General features: G+C 73.4%; 21 protein-coding genes and 1 pseudogene. 14 read left to right on the top strand and 8 right to left on the bottom strand.

Annotated features, from left to right (window positions below; translation table 11 throughout):
• Nucleotides 1-2 precede the first annotated feature (2 nt).
• A complete protein-coding gene (locus tag AB0G56_RS12995) occupies nucleotides 3-2,759 on the top strand; it encodes a bifunctional YncE family protein/alkaline phosphatase family protein (protein WP_360967978.1) in 2,757 nt (918 codons plus the stop codon).
• On the opposite strand, the gene AB0G56_RS13000 is transcribed toward AB0G56_RS12995, so the two are convergent.
• Nucleotides 2,729-3,655: a class I SAM-dependent methyltransferase gene (locus AB0G56_RS13000; protein WP_360967981.1), complete on the bottom strand. Its 927-nt coding sequence runs from the start codon at nucleotides 3,653-3,655 to the stop codon at nucleotides 2,729-2,731. The two genes, AB0G56_RS12995 and AB0G56_RS13000, sit on opposite strands and share 31 nt — an antisense overlap.
• A gap of 45 nt (nucleotides 3,656-3,700) precedes the next feature.
• Here AB0G56_RS13000 and AB0G56_RS13005 point away from each other — a divergent pair.
• Both AB0G56_RS13005 and AB0G56_RS13010 read left to right on the top strand, forming a co-directional pair.
• Nucleotides 3,701-4,300, top strand: a pseudogene (locus AB0G56_RS13005) (LysR substrate-binding domain-containing protein); the annotation flags it as partial.
• Between the two features lie 412 nt (nucleotides 4,301-4,712).
• Entirely contained in the window at nucleotides 4,713-5,447 is a 735-nt protein-coding gene (locus tag AB0G56_RS13010; protein WP_360967983.1) for an SDR family oxidoreductase, read from the top strand.
• Nucleotides 5,448-5,469: 22 nt separating this feature from the next.
• Here the strand turns inward: AB0G56_RS13010 and AB0G56_RS13015 are convergent, their stop codons facing one another.
• Complete coding sequence (locus tag AB0G56_RS13015) at nucleotides 5,470-6,342, bottom strand: helix-turn-helix transcriptional regulator (RefSeq protein ID WP_360967986.1); 873 nt, start codon at nucleotides 6,340-6,342, stop codon at nucleotides 5,470-5,472.
• A 43-nt stretch (nucleotides 6,343-6,385) separates the two neighbouring features.
• Complete coding sequence (locus AB0G56_RS13020; RefSeq protein ID WP_360967989.1) at nucleotides 6,386-7,549, bottom strand: NAD(P)/FAD-dependent oxidoreductase; 1,164 nt, start codon at nucleotides 7,547-7,549, stop codon at nucleotides 6,386-6,388.
• 213 nt (nucleotides 7,550-7,762) lie between these two features.
• Between AB0G56_RS13020 and AB0G56_RS13025 the strand changes: the two genes are divergently transcribed.
• From AB0G56_RS13025 to AB0G56_RS13035, 3 genes are all read left to right on the top strand, one after another.
• A complete protein-coding gene (locus AB0G56_RS13025; protein WP_360967992.1) occupies nucleotides 7,763-8,365 on the top strand; it encodes a TetR/AcrR family transcriptional regulator in 603 nt (200 codons plus the stop codon).
• A gap of 53 nt (nucleotides 8,366-8,418) precedes the next feature.
• Nucleotides 8,419-8,994, top strand: a complete 576-nt coding sequence (locus tag AB0G56_RS13030) for a TetR-like C-terminal domain-containing protein (RefSeq protein ID WP_360967995.1) — start codon at nucleotides 8,419-8,421, stop codon at nucleotides 8,992-8,994.
• 249 nt (nucleotides 8,995-9,243) lie between these two features.
• Nucleotides 9,244-9,750: a DUF4232 domain-containing protein gene (locus AB0G56_RS13035; protein WP_360967997.1), complete on the top strand. Its 507-nt coding sequence runs from the start codon at nucleotides 9,244-9,246 to the stop codon at nucleotides 9,748-9,750.
• 42 nt (nucleotides 9,751-9,792) lie between these two features.
• On the opposite strand, the gene AB0G56_RS13040 is transcribed toward AB0G56_RS13035, so the two are convergent.
• Nucleotides 9,793-10,407, bottom strand: coding sequence for a TetR/AcrR family transcriptional regulator (locus AB0G56_RS13040; RefSeq protein ID WP_360968000.1), 615 nt, complete (start codon nucleotides 10,405-10,407; stop codon nucleotides 9,793-9,795).
• Between the two features lie 21 nt (nucleotides 10,408-10,428).
• Here AB0G56_RS13040 and AB0G56_RS13045 point away from each other — a divergent pair, with 21 nt between their 5' ends.
• On the top strand, nucleotides 10,429-10,659 hold the full coding sequence (locus AB0G56_RS13045; protein ID WP_360968003.1) for a hypothetical protein: 231 nt from the start codon (nucleotides 10,429-10,431) through the stop codon (nucleotides 10,657-10,659).
• Entirely contained in the window at nucleotides 10,656-11,450 is a 795-nt protein-coding gene (locus AB0G56_RS13050; protein WP_360968006.1) for an SDR family oxidoreductase, read from the top strand. The genes AB0G56_RS13045 and AB0G56_RS13050 overlap by 4 nt, the downstream gene beginning before the upstream one ends.
• A 23-nt stretch (nucleotides 11,451-11,473) precedes the next feature.
• On the opposite strand, the gene AB0G56_RS13055 is transcribed toward AB0G56_RS13050, so the two are convergent.
• The 3 genes from AB0G56_RS13055 to AB0G56_RS13065 form a co-directional block, all read right to left on the bottom strand.
• Nucleotides 11,474-11,974, bottom strand: coding sequence for a DinB family protein (locus tag AB0G56_RS13055; RefSeq protein ID WP_360968009.1), 501 nt, complete (start codon nucleotides 11,972-11,974; stop codon nucleotides 11,474-11,476).
• A gap of 28 nt (nucleotides 11,975-12,002) precedes the next feature.
• Nucleotides 12,003-12,638 (bottom strand): class I SAM-dependent methyltransferase, encoded by a 636-nt coding sequence (locus tag AB0G56_RS13060; protein WP_360968011.1) that lies wholly within the window; start codon nucleotides 12,636-12,638, stop codon nucleotides 12,003-12,005.
• A gap of 166 nt (nucleotides 12,639-12,804) precedes the next feature.
• A complete protein-coding gene (locus AB0G56_RS13065) occupies nucleotides 12,805-13,815 on the bottom strand; it encodes a LysR family transcriptional regulator (protein ID WP_360968014.1) in 1,011 nt (336 codons plus the stop codon).
• A 139-nt stretch (nucleotides 13,816-13,954) separates the two neighbouring features.
• Here AB0G56_RS13065 and AB0G56_RS13070 point away from each other — a divergent pair, with 139 nt between their 5' ends.
• The 3 genes from AB0G56_RS13070 (at nucleotide 13,955) to AB0G56_RS13080 (ending at nucleotide 16,562) form a co-directional block, all read left to right on the top strand.
• Complete coding sequence (locus AB0G56_RS13070) at nucleotides 13,955-14,848, top strand: NAD(P)H-binding protein (RefSeq protein WP_360968016.1); 894 nt, start codon at nucleotides 13,955-13,957, stop codon at nucleotides 14,846-14,848.
• A gap of 10 nt (nucleotides 14,849-14,858) precedes the next feature.
• Nucleotides 14,859-15,248: a darcynin family protein gene (locus AB0G56_RS13075; RefSeq protein ID WP_360968018.1), complete on the top strand. Its 390-nt coding sequence runs from the start codon at nucleotides 14,859-14,861 to the stop codon at nucleotides 15,246-15,248.
• 303 nt (nucleotides 15,249-15,551) lie between these two features.
• Nucleotides 15,552-16,562, top strand: coding sequence for a hypothetical protein (locus tag AB0G56_RS13080; RefSeq protein WP_360968020.1), 1,011 nt, complete (start codon nucleotides 15,552-15,554; stop codon nucleotides 16,560-16,562).
• 24 nt (nucleotides 16,563-16,586) lie between these two features.
• Here the strand turns inward: AB0G56_RS13080 and AB0G56_RS13085 are convergent, their stop codons facing one another.
• Complete coding sequence (locus tag AB0G56_RS13085; RefSeq protein ID WP_360968023.1) at nucleotides 16,587-17,315, bottom strand: GntR family transcriptional regulator; 729 nt, start codon at nucleotides 17,313-17,315, stop codon at nucleotides 16,587-16,589.
• A 143-nt stretch (nucleotides 17,316-17,458) separates the two neighbouring features.
• Here AB0G56_RS13085 and AB0G56_RS13090 point away from each other — a divergent pair, with 143 nt between their 5' ends.
• From AB0G56_RS13090 to AB0G56_RS13100, 3 genes are all read left to right on the top strand, one after another.
• Nucleotides 17,459-17,998: a YbhB/YbcL family Raf kinase inhibitor-like protein gene (locus AB0G56_RS13090; protein ID WP_360968386.1), complete on the top strand. Its 540-nt coding sequence runs from the start codon at nucleotides 17,459-17,461 to the stop codon at nucleotides 17,996-17,998.
• Between the two features lie 8 nt (nucleotides 17,999-18,006).
• Nucleotides 18,007-18,705, top strand: a complete 699-nt coding sequence (locus tag AB0G56_RS13095) for a metal-dependent transcriptional regulator (protein WP_360968026.1) — start codon at nucleotides 18,007-18,009, stop codon at nucleotides 18,703-18,705.
• 152 nt (nucleotides 18,706-18,857) lie between these two features.
• On the top strand, nucleotides 18,858-19,754 hold the full coding sequence (locus AB0G56_RS13100) for an AraC family transcriptional regulator (protein WP_360968028.1): 897 nt from the start codon (nucleotides 18,858-18,860) through the stop codon (nucleotides 19,752-19,754).
• Nucleotides 19,755-19,782: the final 28 nt, after the last annotated feature.

A 19,782-nucleotide genomic window follows, 5' to 3' on the forward strand; every position in this document is an offset into this window, starting at 1 on the left:
CCATGCAGGTGACGCGCCGCCGCAGGCGTGCCGGGGAGAACCGCCCCGGTCTTCTCGGCAGACGCATCGGCCGCCGGATACCCCTGGCGACGGCGGGCCTCACGGCCCTCGCCGTCGCCGCGGCCGGTACCGCCTTCGCCCAGACCCGACAGTTCGGCACCGAGCAGGTCGGACAGCACACCCGGCAGGGCCAGGTCATCTCCAGCGACCAGTACCTCGCCCCGTACGGCGAACGGCTCGTCCTGGACCACGGCAAGATCATGTCGTCCGCGGTCAGCCCGGACGGCACCCACCTCGCCGCCTCCGTCACCGACGGCGGCATGGCGCTCTCCATCGTCGACCTGAAGACCTGGAAGGTACAGCAGCTCGTCGGTACCGACGCCTCGGCGGACCTGCGCATCAGCGCCAACGACGTCGGGCAGGAAGGCCCTACCTACTCGCCCGACGGCAGGCAGCTGTGGCTGGGCCGTACCGACGGCTACACCAGGTTCACCGTACGGCCCGACGGCAGCGTTGCCGATCCGACGTCCGTGCCGATCCCCGCGGACGGCCCCCGGCACGCGCTGGTCGGCGAGGCCGTGTTCTCCCCGGACGGCTCCACCGTGTACTCCGCCGTCAACGGCCAGAACCGGGTGGTCGCCCTGGACGCGGCCACCGGCGCCGTCCGGCAGAGCTGGGCCGTGGGCAACGCCCCGCGGGACCTGGTCCGCGTCGGCTCCCGGCTCTACGTCGGCAACGAGGGCGGACGTCCCGCCAGGCCAGGCGACACCACCGTCAACTCGTACCACACCCAGGTGCCCGCCGACCCGGTGACCGCGGCCGCCACCACCGGCACGGTCAGCGTCATCGACCTGGCGCACCCGTCCGCCGCCGCCACGAGCATCGATGTCGGACTGCACCCGACCGCCCTGTACGCCAAGGGCGGGGCGCTGTTCGTCACCGACACCGCGAGCGACGACGTGTCGGTCATCGACACCGCCCGCGACAAGGTCGTGCAGACCATCGCCACCCGGCCGTGGCCCGAGGCGTCGGTCGGCTACGAGCCCGACGCGGTGACGCTCACCCGCGACGGCCACCTGCTGGTGACGCTCGGCCGCGCCAACGCGGTCGCCGTCTACCGGTACACGACGCCGCAGGAGCCCGTCAGCTACGTCGGTCTGCTCCCCACGGACTACTTCCCCGCAGAGGTCACCACCGTCGGCGACCAGGTGCTGGTCTCCAACACCCGCGGCATCGACGCCCGCAGGCCCACGAACAAGGCCGGCCACGCCACGCACGACACCACGTCGAGCGTGCAGCGCTTCCGGCTGCCGAGCGACCGCGCCATCCGGGCCCGGACGGCCGACGTCTTCCGCCAGAACGGCTGGGACCGCGGTGCCGTCACCCTGAGCAAGGGCAAGGGACACGTGCGTCCGGTGCCGGTCCCGGCGCGGCTCGGCGACCCGTCGACGATCAAGCACGTCTTCCTGATCGTCAAGGAGAACCGGACCTACGACCAGGTCCTCGGCGACGTACCGGAGGGCGACGGCGACGCCTCGCTCGCCGAGTTCGGTGAGAACGTCACACCCAACCAGCACGCGCTGGCCCGGCAGTTCGGGCTCTACGACAACACGTACGACATCGGCACCAACTCCGCCGAGGGCCACAACTGGCTGATGCAGTCCGACAACCCGGAGTACACCGAGTCCTCGGCCGGCGAGTACCAGCGCAGCTACGACACCGAGGACGACGCCCTCGGCCACCAGCGGACCGGGTTCCTGTGGACCGGCGCGCAGGCGGCCGGGAAGTCCGTGCGCGACTTCGGCGAGTTCCAGCAGTTCCTGACCAAACCGGCGGGCGCGAGCTGGCAGAACCTGTACTGCGACGCCAGGAACATGGCGGCCACCGGGCAGGACACCGCCTACCCCATGGTCTCCTCCTCGCCGATCCCGTCGCTCAACGACGTGTCGGTGCACGGCTTCCCGAAGTTCGACACCAGCGTCCCGGACGTCTACCGGTACCAGATCTGGAAGCGCGACTTCGAGAAGAACGGCCCCGCGGACCTGAACATGTTCTGGCTCTCCAGCGACCACACCGGCGGGCCGGCGAACGCCGCCGCGCAGGTCGCGGACAACGACCTGGCGACCGGCAGGATCGTGGACGAGATCTCGCACAGCAAGTACTGGAAGGACTCGGCCGTCTTCGTCGTCGAGGACGACTCTCAGGCCGGCCTCGACCACGTCGACGGCCACCGCGCCCCGATCCAGATCATCAGCCCCTGGGCCCGGCACGGCGTCGTCGACAGCCGCTACTACTCCCAGATCACGGTGGTCCGTACCATCGAGCAGATCCTCGGGATCCACCCGATGAACCAGAAGGACAGCGCGGCCAGCCCGATGACCGGGGCGTTCAGCCGCAGGGCGGACCCCACCCCGTTCAGGGCGCTGCCCAACCGGACCCCGCTGACCGCCGGCCTGAAGACCCCGCCCGCCTGCGGCGTGGACACCCCGGCCCCGCAGAACCCCCGCGCGGCGGCGGCGCCCTCGGCGAAGGTGCCGACGGGCGAGCGTGCGGTCGCGGCGCAGTGGGAGGCGTGGAAGGCGCGGCAGCGGCTGACCGGGCCCGACGCCAGGCCCGACTTCGCCAACCCGGCCCAGATGAACCACTTCACCTGGTACCAGACGCACGAGTGGACGAAGCCGTACCCGGGCGAACACCGGATCTTCGCCCCGGACGGCGTACCCGGCGCCTACATCCCGTCCGCGGAGTCCGACGGCTGACCCGGGCCGCCCGACCGCGACGCGGACCCCCCGGCCGGCTCCACGCCGGCCGGGGGGTCCGCGTCCCTTCCCCAGACGAACACCTCGGTGCTCGGCTGCCGTTCGGAGAACCGGTCCGACGCGGAGGCCTCGCGCAGCAGACGGCGCAGGTCGGATTCGAAGGCGCCCAGGTGCGGGCCGAACAGGTGCGGCGCGGAGAAGGACATCGAGAACACGCCCGCGACGACGTCGTCGGCCGTGCGGACCAGCGGCTGCCCGCCGGGAACGACCAGGCGCCGCGGGCCGGTGAACCCGGCGCCGGCGAGTACGCCGGCCTCGCCGCCGGGAGTGCCCTGGGGCAGCACGCCCCGGCCGGCCCGGCGGACCGGCCCGAGATGGTCCCTGACCAGGTCCCCGATCGCCGCGTACGGCACCGCCGGATGCGGCAGCCCCGCGACGGTCGGGGTCTGCGTCTTCAGGTCCGAGATGTGCACCAGCGCCCCGCCGGGCCGCAGCACGGCCCTGGTGGCCGCCGCCACCAGGTCGCGGTCCATCCAGTGGAAGGACTGGGCGAAGACGGCCACGGTGAACGTGCCCAGTCCCGCGGGCAGTTCCTCGGCTCTGGCCCGGACCCACCGTGCCTTCCCGGCCAGGCCGCGCTCGGCGGCGCCGCGCTCGGCCTCGGCGATCATCCCGCCGTCCGGGTCCAGGCCGACGACCTCGCCGAACCAGGGAGCGAGCCCCAGGGCGAGGGTGCCCGGCCCGCACCCCACGTCGATGAGGCGCCCGCTCCCGTCGAGCGCCAGCACCCCGGCGAGCGCGTCCTCGAGCCCGGGGGCGTAGGGGAGCCGCCCGCGCCGGTAGTACGGGGCGCTGCCCGCGAACAGCATGTCGTCCCACTCCCAGCCCGCCACCACGTCCGCCCACCGTCCTCACGAAGATCCTCGGCCTTCCGGCCGCCGATCATCCCACGTGCCCTCGTCCCGGTGGCCGAGCTGCTGCAGCGCTACCGCGCCCGCCACCCCGACGTCCACGTCGTGCTGCGCTCGGGACGCAGTGACGAACTGGTGGCGGCGATCCGCGCCGGCGACCTGGACATCGCCTTCCTCGGCCTGCCCGAGGGCGAACGGCCCTCCGGCGTGGAGACCCTCGTCCTCGACCACGACGAGCACGTGCTGGTCGTGCCGGCCGGCCACCGGCTGGCGGGCGCCCCGCGGGTCGCGCTGCGGGAGATCGCAGGGGAGACGTTCGTGGACTTCGTGTCGGGAACGCCCGGCCGCGCCCAGTCCGACCAGGCCTTCGCCGGCGCGGGTCTGGTCCGCGAGGTCGCTTACGAGGCCGGGCTCGTCGAGCTGATCATCCGGCTGATCGCCCGCGGGCTCGGAGTGGCCCTGCTGCCCTCGGCGTTCATCCGCCCGGCGGCCGCCGGCGACCCCGCACTGGCACTGGTCCCGGTGGTCGACGGCCCGCGCCGCGTCGAGTACCTGGCGTGGAGCCGCTTCAACCCCAGCCCGGCCACCCGCGCGATGCTCCACGTCCTCGGCGCGGGCCCGAGGACGTAGGCCCGCTCGCGCCGGGCGGGGTCAGGCCCGCAGGTGGATGAGGACCGCGAGTACCCGGCGCGCGCCGGCCCTGCTCCCGGTGCGGACGTCCCTCGACGACCCGTGGGCGGCGCTCACGAAGGTCACGCGCGCCTGCGCGGTGCTCGCCCTGGTCCCGGCGCGCTCCGGCCGCCCTCGCCCTGCGCCGCGGTGCGGCCGAGCCGGCAGGCGTACGCGAGTGACCTCCGGCCGCCGCCGGCCTCGGAACCACCTCGTGCGACCGGGTGTGCCGCACCCAGGCACAGGGTGTCCTGGTTGCCGTGCCGGGCGGTGCGCAGACTCGGGGCAGCGGCCGACGGCGGGTGTCTCCGTCGGCGACACACGGAACGGGGCGCTCGTGCAGGGCCGCTCCGTTCGGCCAGGAGGGAACAGCATGACGCGGATCAGCAAGATCGTCGCCGTCACCGGGGCGAGCAGCGGCATCGGCGAGGCGGCCGCGCGCCGTCTGGCGGCGGACGGGCACCGGGTGTTCCTCGGCGCGCGCCGCACGGACCGGCTGCGGAAGCTGGCCGAGGAGATCACCGAGTCCGGCGGCACCGCCGGTTTCCGCAGCCTGGACGTGACGGACGCGGCGGACAGCCGGGCGTTCGTCGACGCCGCGCTGGACGCGTACGGGCGGATCGACGTCGTCGTCAACAACGCGGGAGTGATGCCCCTGTCCCCGCTGGCGGCGCTCAGGACCGACGAGTGGGACCGCATGATCGACGTGAACGTGCGTGGAGTGCTGCACGGCATCGCCGCCGCCCTGCCCGCGATGCGCGCACAGGGCGGCGGGCACTTCGTGAACATCGCCTCCGTCGGCGCGTACGAGGTCTCGCCCACGGCGGCCGTCTACTGCGCCACCAAGTTCGCCGTCCGGGCGATCTCGGAGGGCCTGCGCCAGGAGTCCGACGGGAGCATCCGGGTCACCCTCGTCTCCCCGGGCGTGACCGAGTCCGAACTCGCCGACGGCATCACCGACCCCGACGCCAGGTCGGCGATGCGGACGTACCGGGCCGTGGCCCTGCCCGCCTCGGCCGTCGCGGAGGCCATCGCCTACGCCGTCGGCCGGCCGGCGGGCACCGACGTGAACGAGATCGTGGTCCGGCCCGCCGCGAGCGCCCGGTGACGCGTGGCGGGGGCCCCGAGGGTCACGGCCCGACCGGGCCTTCGCCCCTGGCCGCCGTGTTCCGGGGTGCGGCCGGTGCCAGGGCCGCCGCGGCGAGCAGCGCGAGCTTGTCGGCGCTGTCGCTGCCGGCGTCGGGGTGGTAGACGACGAGCATCTGCCCGTCGGTGCCACTGATGCCGAGTTTCTCGCGGTTCAGGCGGAGGTCGCCGACCTGGGGGTGGTCGATGTGCGTGGCCGCGCCCTTGCGCACCCGGACGTCGTGACGCCCCCAGAGCTGCCGGAAGCGGGGGCTGGCGAGGGAGAGTTCACCGACGAGTTCGATGAAGCGGGGGTCGTCGGTGTCGGTGCCGACGGATTCACGGAAACCCGCGACCAGCCCCTGCGTGGCCTCGGGCCAGTCGGGGTACAGCTCCTGCTCCGCGGGGTCGAGGAACACGTCCCGCAACCGGTTGCCCCCCGCCACCAAGCGCGGCGAGAGGGCGCTCGCCAACAGGTTGGCGGCCAGGACGTCGAAGTACCGGCCCTCCACGAACGCGGGCAGCGGCAGCGTGGCCAGGAGCTTGGCGATTCCCGTCGGGACGCTCTCCTTCCGGGGGCGCCGGCGCGCGCGGCGCGGCCGGTCGGCGGCGAGACCGAGCAGGTAGGCCGTCGCGTCCTCGTCGAGGAGGAGCACGCGGGCGAGGGATTCCAGGACCTGGACGGACGGGTTGCGGTCGCGGCCCTGTTCCAGACGCAGGTAGTAGTCGGCGCTGATGCCCGCGAGCATCGCGACCTCCTCACGGCGCAGCCCAGGCACCCGCCGCACACCCAGGACGGGGATCCCGGCCCGCTCCGGAGTGACGAGTTCACGGCGGGCCCGGAGGTAGTCGCCCAGCGGATTCGGCTCGTCGCTCATGGGCCCACCGTAATTCACGCCCTCGCGGACGTGCCTGGTCCCGTCACTCCCAGGAACGCGGGGGCGACGGCTCCGCGGCGGGGCCGCCGAAGTCGGGCGCGTCGGCCGACAGCAGGTGCTCGGTGCCGCCTTCGAGCGCCTTGGCCGTCTCGACGGAGCGGGGGAGCATGGTCTTCTCGTAGCCGCGGACGGCCTCGTCGACGGTGGCCGCGTTCGCGAGGGCGAGGGCGAGTTCGCAGGCCTCGAGCATGGCGAGGTTGACGCCGACGCCGAGCGGGGGCATGAGGTGGGCGGCGTCGCCGAGCAGGGTGACCGTCGGCTGGTGCTCCCAGGTGTGCGGGACGGGGAGGGCGAGGATCGGGCGGTGGACGTAGGGGCCCTCGTTGTCGCTGATCATCCGGCGCAGCCGCGGTGACCAGTGGGCGTACTCGTCGAGCAGCAGGGCGCGGATGCCGTCCGTGTCGTCGGCGGTGAGGCCGCCGGCCGTGATCCAGTCGGCCGCGACGCGCCGGATGAGGTACACACGGATGCGGTCCCCGCCGTTGCGCTGGGCGAACAGGCCGCGCTCGCCGTCGGCCGCCGCGGCGCTGCCCGGCCCGACCAGTTCGGCGATGCCCGGGTGCCGGTTCCCGACGTCGGAGAACCACGCCTCCAGGAAGCTCACTCCGGTGTACTGGGGAACGCCGGGGGAGAGGGCCGGGCGGACCCGGGAGAAGGCGCCGTCGGCCCCGATGACCAGATCCGCCTCCACCGTCGTGCCGTCGGTGAAGAGCAGCCGCCGCGGCCCGTCGGCGGGCCCGCCGACCGAGTCGAGGGTACGGCCCCACCGCACGGTCCCCGGCCGGAGCGAACCGAGCAGCAGGGTGCGCAGCTCACCGCGGTCGATCTCCGGCTTGAACGTCTCGTCGGGCGCCGGGACCGCGTGGAACGTGAGCGCGCCGTCCGGGTTCATCCGGCGCATCTCCTGCCCTTCGGGGCGGGCCAGTTCGAAGAACCGGTCGAGCAGTCCGGCTTCGCGCAGGGCGATCTGGCCGTTGTCGGCGTGCAGGTCGAGCGTGCCGCCCTGGTCGCGGGTGTCGGGGCCGCGATCGCGGTCGTGGACGGTGACCGCGATGCCGTGCCGCTGGAGGATGCGGGCGCAGGTCAGTCCGCCGGGCCCGGCGCCGATGATGCTGATCCTGGCGCGAGTGGGGTGGGGCGAGGCCATGGTGATTCCTTGTCCGTCGTAGAGAGGGGTGAAAGGGGCGAAAGGGGTGAGAGGGGAGCCGAGAGGAGGGCGAGAGGTGTGGAGCCGCCGGCTGCCCGTGGCCCTAGAAAAGCAGACCCGTTTAAAAAGTGCAATGAGTCAACTTAGTTACCGGGGCGACTTGGCCATCGAGGTGACTTAGCCACCGAGGCAACAGTCGGATATGCTCGCGTCATGACCCCGCCTCCCGCCGGCCGCCGCGAACGCAAGAAGGCGGCCACCCGGCAAGCCATCGCCGACGCAGCCCTGGAGCTCTTCCTGGAGCGTGGTTACGACCAGGTGAGCATCCGGGACATCGCGGACGCGGCCGACGTGTCGACCACCACGGTGTTCAAGCACTTCACCGGCAAGGAAGCCCTGGTCTTCGACCAGGACGAGGACCGGGAGGCGGAACTGATCGCCGCGGTGCGGCGGCGGCCCGCGGGCCTGAGCATCCTCGAAAGCCTCCGGCAGCACGTCCTGGGCACCTGGCCGGCGATCGCGGAGCATCCGCAACGGGCCGGTTTCACGGCCCTGGTGGAGTCCACACCGGCGCTCCGCGCGTACGCGGAACACATGTGGACCCGGCACACCGACAGCCTCGGCGCTGCCATCGCCGACGAGACAGGTGTCGACCGCGACGACCTCGCATGTGTGACCCTGGCCCGGTTCGTGCTGGAGATCCCGGCCCTCACTCACGCCCGGCCGGACCGCCGGGCCGCCGTCGAGGAGGTCTTCGACATCCTCACCCACGGCTGGAAGCCGCCCGCCGGCCCGACGGCGGCCCGCGGCGCCTGACACCGCGGCCCCGCGGGCCCCTTCCCCGAGTACTACCAGGGCACGGTCTCGCCGTGCCGGTCCAGGAACCGCAGGCCGGGGGCGCCCGCCTCGGCTTCGAGGACGTCGACGACGGCCGGCACGCTCTCCTCGGGGTCGAGCGGCGCGTCGGGTCCGCCCAGGCGGGTCCGGTTGTGGCCGGGGTCGCCAAGCAGACGATCTACCGCTGGTGGCCGTCGAAGGTGGAGATCCTCCTCGACACGCTCATCGAGGACAGCGGCAAACGCCTGCCCGTCCCGACACAGGAGCCCACGGCGGCGGACATCCGTGCCTACCTGCGCGGCTTCGCGCGCTTCCTCACCCGCGACACCGCCGGCAAGGTCCTGCTCGCGCTCATCGCCCAGGCCCAGCACGATCCCGGTACGGCCGCCCGTTTCCACGAGCGCTATCTCGCCCCCCGCCGTGCGCAGGAACGCGACATGCTCGCGCGGGCGGCCGACGCGGGCGAGGTCTCGCCCGTCCTCGGCCCCGACGCCACGATGAACGCCCTCCTCGGCCCGATCGTCTACCGCGCCCTGACCGGGGCGAGCATTCAGCGCGATCTGGTGGACACCCTCGTCGGGAGCCTGCTCAGGCCCCGCTCGACCTGAGTGCTCGACCTGAGGCGACCTGAGGGCTCGGCCTGAGACGACCTGAGTGCTCGGCCTGAGGCGACCTGAGGGCTCGCCCCGACCGCTGGACGACCTGACCGCTGGACGACCTGAGTGCTCGTCCTGGGCGTCCGCGCGGTGTGTCAATCCTGAGACATTCCACGTGGCGGTGACGGGGCAGGGATCGTCTTGACCATGGTTGCGCGGTGAACACCCGTGGAACCATCAGCAAGGCAAGGAGTGTTCAGGATGCGTACGAACCGGAAGTTCGCCGTCACCGCCGCCGCTGTCGCGCTCGCGGGCGCCGCCGGGGTGGGAGTCGCGCAGGCCTCGCCCGCGCCGGCCCGCGCCGACGCCCCCTCGGCCTGCCGGCCGGCCAACCACCTCGCGAAGATCACCGAGGGGCCCGCCAGCTCGGGGCACAGCCACTATCGCGTGACCCTGACCGCGCCGCGCGGGTACGCGCCGTGTGAGCTGGCCGGTTCGCCCACCGACGTGCGCTTCTCGAACGACGGCAAGGAGATCGGGGTCACCGCGGGCCGCTACGGCAGCCAGAAGGGCGTGGTCACCTTCGGCCCGGGGCACCCGGTGCACTTCGACATCCAGGTTCCCGATGACCGCCGTGGCGCCCCCGCCGACGAGGTGACGTTCACGCTGCGGGCCCCGGGCGGAGAGATCCCCGGCGAGTCCTTCGCCGACGGCAGCCTCGCGGTGACCGCCGGCACGCTGGTCGGTCCGGTGCAGCGAGGGGCCTGACCTTCGCTCCCCGCCCTCGCGGCCTGTTGGTGCGTCATCGCGTCACTCCGGGAGCCCGCTCCGGAGCCGCCCGGCGGCGGCCGCGAGGGTGCGGGCGGCCTCGACCACCGCCGCCCGGCGGCGGGCGAGGGCCGCCCGGTCGCTCTGCTCGTCCAGCACCATGCGGCACATCCCGGGCACCGCGAAGTTCCAGGCGATCAGGCTCATGATGCTGAACAGCAGGTCCTGGGCGGCGCGAAGGCGGGCGTCCTCGGGCAGTGCAGGGCCCATGCCGCCGCTCGCGAGCTGCCGCACCTTCCCGCGGAAGGCGTCCCGACGCTCCCGCTCGCCCTCGCCGGGGGCGCCGCAGGCCTCAAGGGCCTCCCACAACTGCAGCCTGATCAGCTCGGGATGGTCCTGATACCAGTCGAACATCTGTCCGACCGACTCGGCCACCGCGTCGGGGTCGACGGAGATGCGGACCTCCTCCAGCTTCGCCCGCAGGACAGCGGCGAACAGCTTCTCCTTGCTCCCGTAGTACAGGTAGATGGCCTGCTTGTTGGCCCTGGCCGCCGTCGCGATCCGGTCGACCCTGGCCCCGGCCAGGCCGCGCTCGGTGAACTCGGCAGCGGCGGCGGTGAAGATCCGCCGCCTGGTGTCCTCCGCGTCATAGGCCATGCCATGAATTAAACCATCCGGTTGACAAGTTTCCCCGGGCGCGGCAGCATCGCCTCCGACACTAAAACAACCAGATGGTTTATTTTCCTGCTGTGCCTGCTGTGCCTGCTGTGCCTGCTGTGCCTGCTGTGCCTGCTGTGCCTGCTGTGCCTGCTGTGCCTGCTGTGCCTGTTCGGGCCGCTAGGCCCCGCCCCGCAGGGCTGTGCCTGCTGTGCCCCTTCGCCCCGCCTCGTCGAAAGGCCCTCCCGATGACCACCGCGGATCCCATCCCCTTCCGCCTCCCCCTGCCCAGCGCCCTGTCAGGAACGACCGCAGTCCTCGTCGGCGGAAGTTCGGGCATCGGGCTGGCGGCGGCCCGACTGCTGCGTTCGGTCGGCGCCCGCGTCGTGCTGGTCGGACGTGACCCCGACCGGCTCGGGGCCGCCGTCGCCGACCTGCGCGACGCGTACCCGGCCGAGGACGCCGACGGCGCCGTGCTGGGCGTCGCGGGCGACGGCGCCGACGAGCACATCCTCGGCGACGCCTTCGACCAGGCGGGCCACGTCGACCACGTACTCGTCACCGCGGGCGGCCTGGCCGGCATCGGGCCCGTGACCGGGCTGACGGCCGACGACCTCCGTACGTCCTTCGAATCCCGCCTCCAGACGGCCTTCACCGCAGCCCGCGCGGTGGCGACCCGGGTTCCCGCCGGTGGCTCGCTCACCTTCACCTCGGGGATCCTCGTGACCCGCCCCCTGCCCGGCCTGTCCGCCCCGCTGTCGGTCGTGGGCGCCGTGGAGACGCTCACCAGGGCCCTCGCCGTGGAGTTCGCCCCCGCCCGCCTGCGCGTGAACACCGTCCGCTTCGGCCGGATCGACACCCCGCTCCTGCGTTCGCGGCCGGGACTGGACTCCGACGGCGCGGTCGCCGCCGCCGGTTCGGCCGCCCCGCTCGGCCGCTTCGGCACCGCCGAGGAAGCCGCCGCGTCCGCCCTCTTCCTCATGTCCAACAACTACATGACCGGCCAGATCCTCACCCTCGACGGCGGTGAGAGCCTCGTCTGATCCCCGAGCGGTGACGCCGGGGGTCAGCGGCCCGTCGAACCGTCGATCAGCTCGCGCAGGATGTCCGCGTGGCCGGCGTGCCTGCCGGTCTCCTCGATCAGGTGGGTGAGTGCCCAACGGACGCTCGGCGCGGGGCCGTTCAGCCGTGGACGGGGCACCGGGGCGCCGAGGTCGGCGCACGTGTCGAGTACGTCGTTCGCCCGCGCGACCGACGTCCGGTAGCGGGCGACGACGTCGGCCCCGGTGTGCTCCGGCGCGGCGTGGAAGGTCGCCGGCCAGTCGGTGACCTGCTCCCCGAGGAACGTCCACCGCTCGACGCACGTGAGGTGGTGGAGCAGGCCGAGCAGGTTCGTACCCGACGGAACCCCGGCGGTCCGGACCGCCGGTTCGGGGGCGCCCTCGACCTTCGCGGCGACCGAGTCCCGCAGGTAGTCGAGGAAGCCGCGCAGGACCTCGGTCTCGCTGTTCCCGGTCCGGGGCGGCGGGGCGTCGCCGCGGCGGCCGCGGCGGGGGGCGGTGGACATGGGTGACTCCTCGCGGTGCCGGGCCGGTTCAGACGGTGCGGCGGATGAGCAGGACGTGGTCGGTGACCTCGGCGGTGCGACCGTCCGGGCCGGTCGCGGTGCGGCGGGGCGTGGCGGCCCGCTCGACCGGCCACGCCGCCGGGTCCAGGCCGATGTCAGCGGCGACCTCGCGCGGGGTCGGGTACCGCAGGTCCGGGTCCTGGTCCCACGACCACGGAGCCGTCGATCCGTGGTCGACGACCAGCAGTCGCCCGCCCGGCCGCAGCGCGTGGGCCGCCGAGCGCAGGACGGTCGCCCGGTCCAGGTCGAGGGGGGTGTGCAGGTAGTGGGCGCACACGAGGTCGAACGCGCCCTGCGGGAACGACGTGCGCAGGTCGCGCCGCGCGGCGGTGATCCGGTCGCCCAGGCCGCGAGAGCGGGCGAGGCCGGTGAGCCGTTCGACCGCCACGGCCGAGACGTCGACGGCGGTCACGCGCCAGCCCTGGCGGGCGAGCCACAGCGCGTCGCCGCCCTCGCCGCATCCCAGGTCGAGCGCGTCGCCGTGCGGCAGCCCCGCGCCGGCCGTGACCGTCTCGGTGAGGCGTACGTTCGGGCGCGGATCGGTGGCCGCCGGGCGGGCCGCGTAGACGCCGTCCCAGAACGTGACCGCGTTGTCGGTGCTCATCGAGGTGCTCCTGTGGTCGGGGAAACATGGACATCGGGGAACACGTCCGAGTCTTGACCGGCCTGCCGCGACCTGGCACGGGATCTTGCCGTTTCCGCAAGACACGCGGAGGGGCCGGGAGTTCACCACGGTCCGCGCCGCCCCGGCCGCGGCCGCCCTGACCCGTTCACCGGCCCAGGCCCCCGGGGGTACGGATCGCCCGGCGTACGGCCGTGCGGAGCCAGTGGTGGGCTCCGTCCGCGGCGTGGCGGGGATGCCAGGCCATGCCGATGGTCAGGGGCGGAAGGGGCAGGGGGATGTCGAGGAGGCGCAGGCCGAGGGTGGTGGCGGCGTCGGTGAGGGGTGAGGGCGCCGCGCCCGGGAGCGCGGCGGGGATGAGGCAGACGACGTCGCCGCGGGCGGCGAGGGTCATCGCGGCCAGGTGGCTGGGGAGGGCCGCGGTCACCCGACGGCGCAGACCGTGCTCGGCCAGCGCGGTGTCGAGGGGGCCGGTGAACCGGCCGCGGCGGCTGACCGTGACGTGGTCGGCGTCGGCGAGCCGGGCCGGGGTCAGGGTGCCCTCCGTGAGGGGGTGGCCGGGCCGCACGGCCGCCACCATCCTCAACGTGACCAGTTCCTCGACCCGGGTCTCGGGATCGACGTGGTCGATGGAACCGATCTCCAGGTCGATCCGGCCGTCGCGGAGCGCCGGCTGGGCCTCCAGTTCCTCCGTACGGAACCGCAGCGACACCCCCGGCGCCTCCTGCCGGGCCAGGAGCAGCAGCCCGGGGGCGAGGGCCGCGCCCACCAGGTCGGCGGTCTGGAGGGTGAAGGTGCGGCGCAGGGTGGCGGGGTCGGCCCCGGTGCCCGGGGTCAGCAGCGCTCCGAGGCGGCGTACCACCGCCGCGGCCTCGTCACGCAGGGCCAGGGCGCGCGGCGTGGGGACCATGGTCTGCCCGGCCCGTACCAGGAGGGGGTCCTGGAGGATGCGGCGGAGGCGGCCCAGGGTGCGGCTCATCGCGGCCGGCGAGGTGCGCAGCCGGGCGGCCGCGCGGGTGACGCTCTGCTCGGTCAGGAGGGCGTCCAGGGCGACGGCGAGGTTGGCATCGATGCCCGCGTGGTCCGGGCGCGCCCGGGGGTCCGGGTGATCCGGGTGGCCGGGGGAGTCGGGGGAGTCGGGGGAGTCGGGGCTGTTCATCAGAAGGCGTTCCGTTCCAGGTCACCTGGGTTATTCCAGTACTGGCAATGATTCCATGCCGAAGTTCCTATTGTGGCAACGTCTTGCCCTTCCGCAGGATGAGGACGTACCGAATCCGGCACGATCCACGAGGATTTTCATGATCGTCATCACTGCCCCCACCGGGAACATCGGCCGCAACCTGCTGCCGCTGCTCCTCGACTCCGCCCCCGCCCGCGGTGAGCGGCTGCGCGTGATCGTGCGCGACCCCGCCCGCCTCTCCGGCGCCGTACGCGAACGCGTCGAGGTGATCACCGGCTCGCACGGCGACGCCGAGGTCGTCGACCGGGCCTTCGACGGCGCGGACGCCGTCTTCTGGCTCGTCCCGCCGGACGCCTCCCTGACCCCGGAGGACGCCTACAGTGGCTTCACCCGCCCGGCCGCGAAGGCGCTCGCCGCCCACGGCGTCGGCCACGTCGTCGGTGTCTCCGCACTCGGCCGCGGCACCCCGGTCGCTTACCGCGCGGGTCTCGTCACCGCCTCCCTCGCCATGGACGACCTCATCGCGGAGACGGGCGTCGCCTACCGGGCGCTGGCCAACCCCTCCTTCTTCGAGAACCTTCTGGAAGAGGCCGACTCGATCCGCGAGAAGGGCGTCTTCACCGACGCCGTCGCCGCCGACCGCAAGGCTCCCCTGGTGGCCGTCGCCGACATCGCCGCCGCCGCGGCCCGCCTGCTGCTGGACCGCTCCTGGACGGGCAACGGCAGCGTCCCGGTCCTCGGACCGCAGGACCTGTCCCCCGATGACCTGGCCCGCATCATGACCGAGCAGTTCGGCCGGCCCGTCCGCTACGAACGCCAGTCCCTCGACGACCTGCGCACCACCCTCGTCGGCTACGGCCTCGACGAGGCGTTCGTCCGAGGCATCGCCGACATGAAACAGGCCAAGGACGACGGACTCGACGCAGGAGTCACCCGCACCCCGGACACCACCGGAGCCACCACCTTCGAGCAGTGGTGCGCCCGGACCCTCAAGCCCGCCGTACTCTCCTGAAAGCACCCTCATGACCTCTGAGAACACCGAACCGACGACCACCGGGAACACCGAACCGCCCGTCACCGCGTTCCTGCTCGTCAAGACCACACCCGAGTGGCTCGCCCTGACTCCCGGGGAACGCGTGGACGCCTTCACCACCCAGGTCGTCCCCGCGATCGAGGCCCGGACGAGCGGCGTACGGTCGCGCTTCTACGACACGGAGTTCTACTCCGCCCGCGTCACCGACGTCTGGGTGTGGGAGGCCGACGACCACCAGGCCTACCAGCGCCTCATCGACGCGCTGCGCGAAACCCCGTTCTGGGACCGCTACTTCGAGGTCGTCGACCTCCTCGTCGGCACCGAGAACGGCTACGCCCGCACGTACGGCGTCGATGCGGTGGCCACCATCGCCACCTGACGGCCCGTCACCGCACGGGCGGCACGGGACCGGTGTCTTCCGGGCGCTCGCGTCCGCGAGGCACCGCCCGGCCCCCTACCGGCGTCCCGCCCCCTGCCGCCCCGCACCACGGACCGGAGCCGCCCTCGCATAGGGTTACCGCCCATGTGGCCAGGAGAGCAGCCGCCAGGGGGCGGGCAGAATCCGCAGCAGCCGGTACCGGGGGCGCAACCGAACCCGTACGGGCAGCCGGTGCCGGAGCAGCAACCGAACCCGTACGGGCAGCCGGTACCGGGGGCGCAACCGAACCCGTACGGGCAGCCGGTGCCGGAGCAGCAACAGCGACCGAACCCGTACCAGCAACCGGGACCCCACCAGTCCGGGTACCCGCAACCCGGTCCCCACCAGCCCGGGTACCAGCAGCCAGGCCCGTACCAGCAGCCGAACCCGTACGGCCGGCCCCAGCCCCAGCCCCAGCCCCAGCCCCAGCCCCAGCCCTGGACCGTGCCGGCCGAGCGGTCCGGTGCGCCGGTGCCGCCGGCTCCGGGCGGGGGCCGCGGGCGCGCCGGGCTCGTCGCCGTCGCCGTGGCGGCGGTCGTCGTGGTCGCCGCGGGCGTGACCGGCTACGCCCTGCTCGGCGGCGGCGAGGACGACAAGGCCGGCCCCGACCCCGCACCCACCTCCTCCCCGTCGGCGTCCCAGAGCCAGGACAACCCCCGTGCCGCGGACACCGGCACGGCCACGGTCGAGGGCTGGAAGGTCGTGGTGAACCCGAGCGCGGGGATCAAGTTCGACGTACCACCGCAGTGGGCGCTCCGCTCCACCGGCTGGGTCACCTACGTGGCCGACAACGACGACCCCGACGACAAGCCCCTGATCGCCATGCGCGCCCCCGCCTTCCTGAAGGAGCAGTGGTGCTCCTCGGACGACGACAAGGACGGCAGACCGGACCACTCCCCGCTGGCCGCGGCCGGCTCCCGGCGCAACAACGGCGCCAAGAGCACCGAGGACATCGCCTCCACCGACCCGAGGACGTGGGTGTACGGGCAGTACACCCAGCCCGACAGGACCAAGGTGAAGTCGGGCCCCGTGCAACCGTTCACCACCGCCTCGGGCATCAAGGGCAGCCTCGGCAGCGCCTGGTCGGTCGGCGTGAACAGGTCGAAGAAGTGCTCCACGGACGGCAAGGCGTGGACGTTCGCCTTCAAGGACGCCCAGGGAGACCTCGCCTCCTGGTCGTTCTTCGCCGCGAAGGGCGTGTCCGGCGAGGTGCCGGAGGCGACCGTACGGAAGATCGCCGCCACGGTACGGACCTACGAGGCCCCGTCCACCTGAGCCGGACGGGGGAGGCCCCGGGGCTCAGGTTTCCCGCTCCGGGGCGTGGCCGGCGCGTCCGCTGAGCGCGGCCGCGGTCAGGGTGAGGTGCCGGATCAGTACCGCGGCCGCGGTGTCGGCGTCGCGGGCGAGCGCCGCCTCCTCCAGCCGGCGGTGCTCGTCGGCGCCGTCGCGGTGCGGGTCGCGCTGGGCGGACCAGCGGCGGGCGAGTTCGCTCGCGGTCCACAACCGGTCGAAGGTCTCCATGAGGACGGGGTTGCCGCATCCCTCCAACAGGGTGCGGTGGAAGACCCGGTGGGCCTCGGCCCAGACGGCGGTGTAGTGCTCGCCCTCCTCCGGTGCGAACGCCGGGGTGCGGGCGAGGCGGTGGTGGGCGGCCCGGACCCGGGCCTCCCAGTCGACGTCGCCACGCTCGACGGACATGCGCAGCATGACCGGTTCGACGGTCCGGCGGGCCTCCGCGATCTCCTGCCAGCGGCGGTCGGAGAAGGCCGGGACGGCGAAACCGCGGTTGGGCAGCCGGTCGGCCAGGCCCTCGCCGACCACCCGCACGAGCGCCTCGCGCACGACGGCCAGGCTCACGCCCTGTTCCCTGGCGATGTCCTGCGGTTTGAGGGCGTCGCCCGGGGCGTGGTCCCCGCGCATGATCGCGTCCCGCAGGAGTGCGTAGACCTGCTCGGAGAGCATCCGCTTCCCCGGCGAGCCCGAGGCCGAGCCCGATGGCGAGCCCGAGGTGTGTGCCGCTTCGTTCATGCCCTCAGCATAGACGATCCTGGAGATAATCGATTTTAGGTGTTACTGTCGATTGGCAGGTACGGGAAACGGCCGAAATAGCAGAAACAGTACGAACCTCTGGAACATCCCGTATGCCTGAAACACCCGAAAGGAACAACGCGTTGCGCGCCAACGACCCCTTCGCACGTCTCCCCGAGGCGGCGTCCTTCACCGTCACCAGCACCACCGTCACCGACGGCGCCCCCTGGCCGCCCGAGCAGTACTCGGGTGTCTTCGGCGTCCCCGGCGGCAAGGACCTCTCCCCGCAGCTGACCTGGAGCGGTGCCCCGGAAGGCACCAAGAGCTACGCCGTCACGGTCTACGACCCCGACGCCCCCACCGGCTCCGGGTTCTGGCACTGGGCGGTCGCCGACATCCCCGCCGCCGTCACCGAGCTGCCCGAGGGCGCCGGCGACGAGACGGGCTCGGGCCTGCCCGACGGCGCCTTCCAACTGCCCAACGACGCCCGCGCCGCCCGCTTCATCGGCGCCGCCCCGCCGGCCGGGCACGGCCCGCACCGCTACTTCGTGGTGGTGCACGCCCTCGACGTCGAGTCCATCGGCGTCCCGGCCGACGCCACCCCGGCCGTCCTCGGTTTCACCATGGCCGGGCACATACTCGGCCGCGCGGTGCTGACCGCCACCGCCGAGACCCCCGCCTGACGGACCGCATGTCGCACCTCATCGACACCACGGAGATGTATCTCCGCACCGTTCTGGAGCTGGAGGAAGAGGGCGTGGTAACGCTGCGCGCCCGCATCGCCGAGCGCCTGGACCAGAGCGGCCCCACCGTCAGCCAGACCGTCGCCCGCATGGAACGCGACGGCCTGCTGCGCGTCGCTGGCGACCGGCACCTGGAACTGACGGAGCGGGGCCGGCGGACCGCCACGCGGGTGATGCGTAAGCACCGGCTCGCCGAATGCCTGCTCGTCGACGTGATCGGGCTGGAGTGGGAGCAGGTCCACGCCGAAGCCTGCCGCTGGGAGCACGTGATGAGCGAGGCCGTCGAACGGCACCTCGTGCGGTTGCTGCGGCACCCGGCGACGTCGCCCTACGGCAACCCCATCCCCGGCCTGGAAGAACTCGGCGACGTGCGCGGCGCCGCCGCCGAGCCGGGCCCCGGCGAGCGGGTGGTCAGTCTCAGCGCGCTCGCACCGGGACCAGGCGGCGCGAGCGCGGTAGTACGGCGGATCGGGGAGCCGGCCCAGACCGACCCCCGGCTGCTGCGCACCCTGTGGCACGCCGGGGTGCGGCCCGGCGCGGTCGTGCGCGTGACGTCCTCGCCCGCGGGCGTGGCGGTCGGCAGCGGCCGGGAGATCGCCGAACTCACCACGCGGACCGCCGCGCAGGTCTTCGTGGCCGCGCGGTGAGACCCGGCCCGGTGGCGGCCCGGTGACGGCCCGGCGACCGGACTGCGACCGGACGCCGACCGGACACCGGGCCGTCACCGCGGTCCGTGCGGTCGTGGTGCGTGCGGTCGTGGTGCGTGCGGTCGTGGTGCGTGCGGACATAGGCTGGCCGGGTGTTCGACTCGCCCGACTTCGACCTGGCGCCGTACGCGGATCTCGACACCGGCGGCTTCGTACGGCGCGCCCATTGCAGCTGGCACACCGGGGGATGGCGGTCGATGCTCGTCCAGTGCTTCACCCACGCCCGGGAAGCGGATTCCTTCGAACTCCCGGGAGTGGCGGACCTGCACCTCGTGCTGGCCGTCGGCGGGGACGCGGTGATGCGGGTGCGAGACGGCGACGGCACCGGCGGCGGGCGAGCGGTCCGGCGCCGCTGGGCCCCCGGCCGCCTGGAGCTGATGGTCCCCGGCCGCCCCACCACCCGCAGTTACCGTGCGGTCTCGGCGATGCGGAGCGTCCAGGTGCACATACCGCGGGCCGCGGTCGAGCGGGCCGTGGCACACCTGGGCGGCCCCGCGCCCGACTTCGCGGCGATCCGCGCCTCGCTGTCAGCGGGGGACGAGGTCGTCGAACAGGTCGTGCGCGCGCTGCCGGCCGCCGCGCACGCCGGTGACCTGTACGCGGAGTCGGCCGCCGCCTTCCTCGTGACGCACCTGCTGGCGCGCGGCCGGGACCACCGCGTCCCGGGGCCCGAGCACAGGGCCGTCCGCGAAGGCGTCGCGATCATGCGCGAGCGCCTCGCCGATCCGCTGACCCTCGCCGACATCGCCGGCGAAGTGCACCTGAGCGTCTACCACTTCGTCCGCGTCTTCCGCGACGCCACAGGTCAGACACCGCACCGGTACCTCACCGGGCTGCGGATCGAACGAGCGCGGCGGCTGCTGGCCGACACCGGCCTCACCGTCGCGCAGATCGCCGAACGCTGCGGCTTCTCCGGTCCCGGGAGCCTGTCCTCGGCGTTCCTGACCCATGTGGGCGTCAGGCCGGCGGCGTACCGCCGGGACCTGTGACCGGACCGACGGCCGCGCTCCTGTGCTC

Origin of the sequence: Streptomyces sp. NPDC021356, assembly GCF_040641015.1 — a bacterium.
GTDB lineage: Bacteria > Actinomycetota > Actinomycetes > Streptomycetales > Streptomycetaceae > Streptomyces.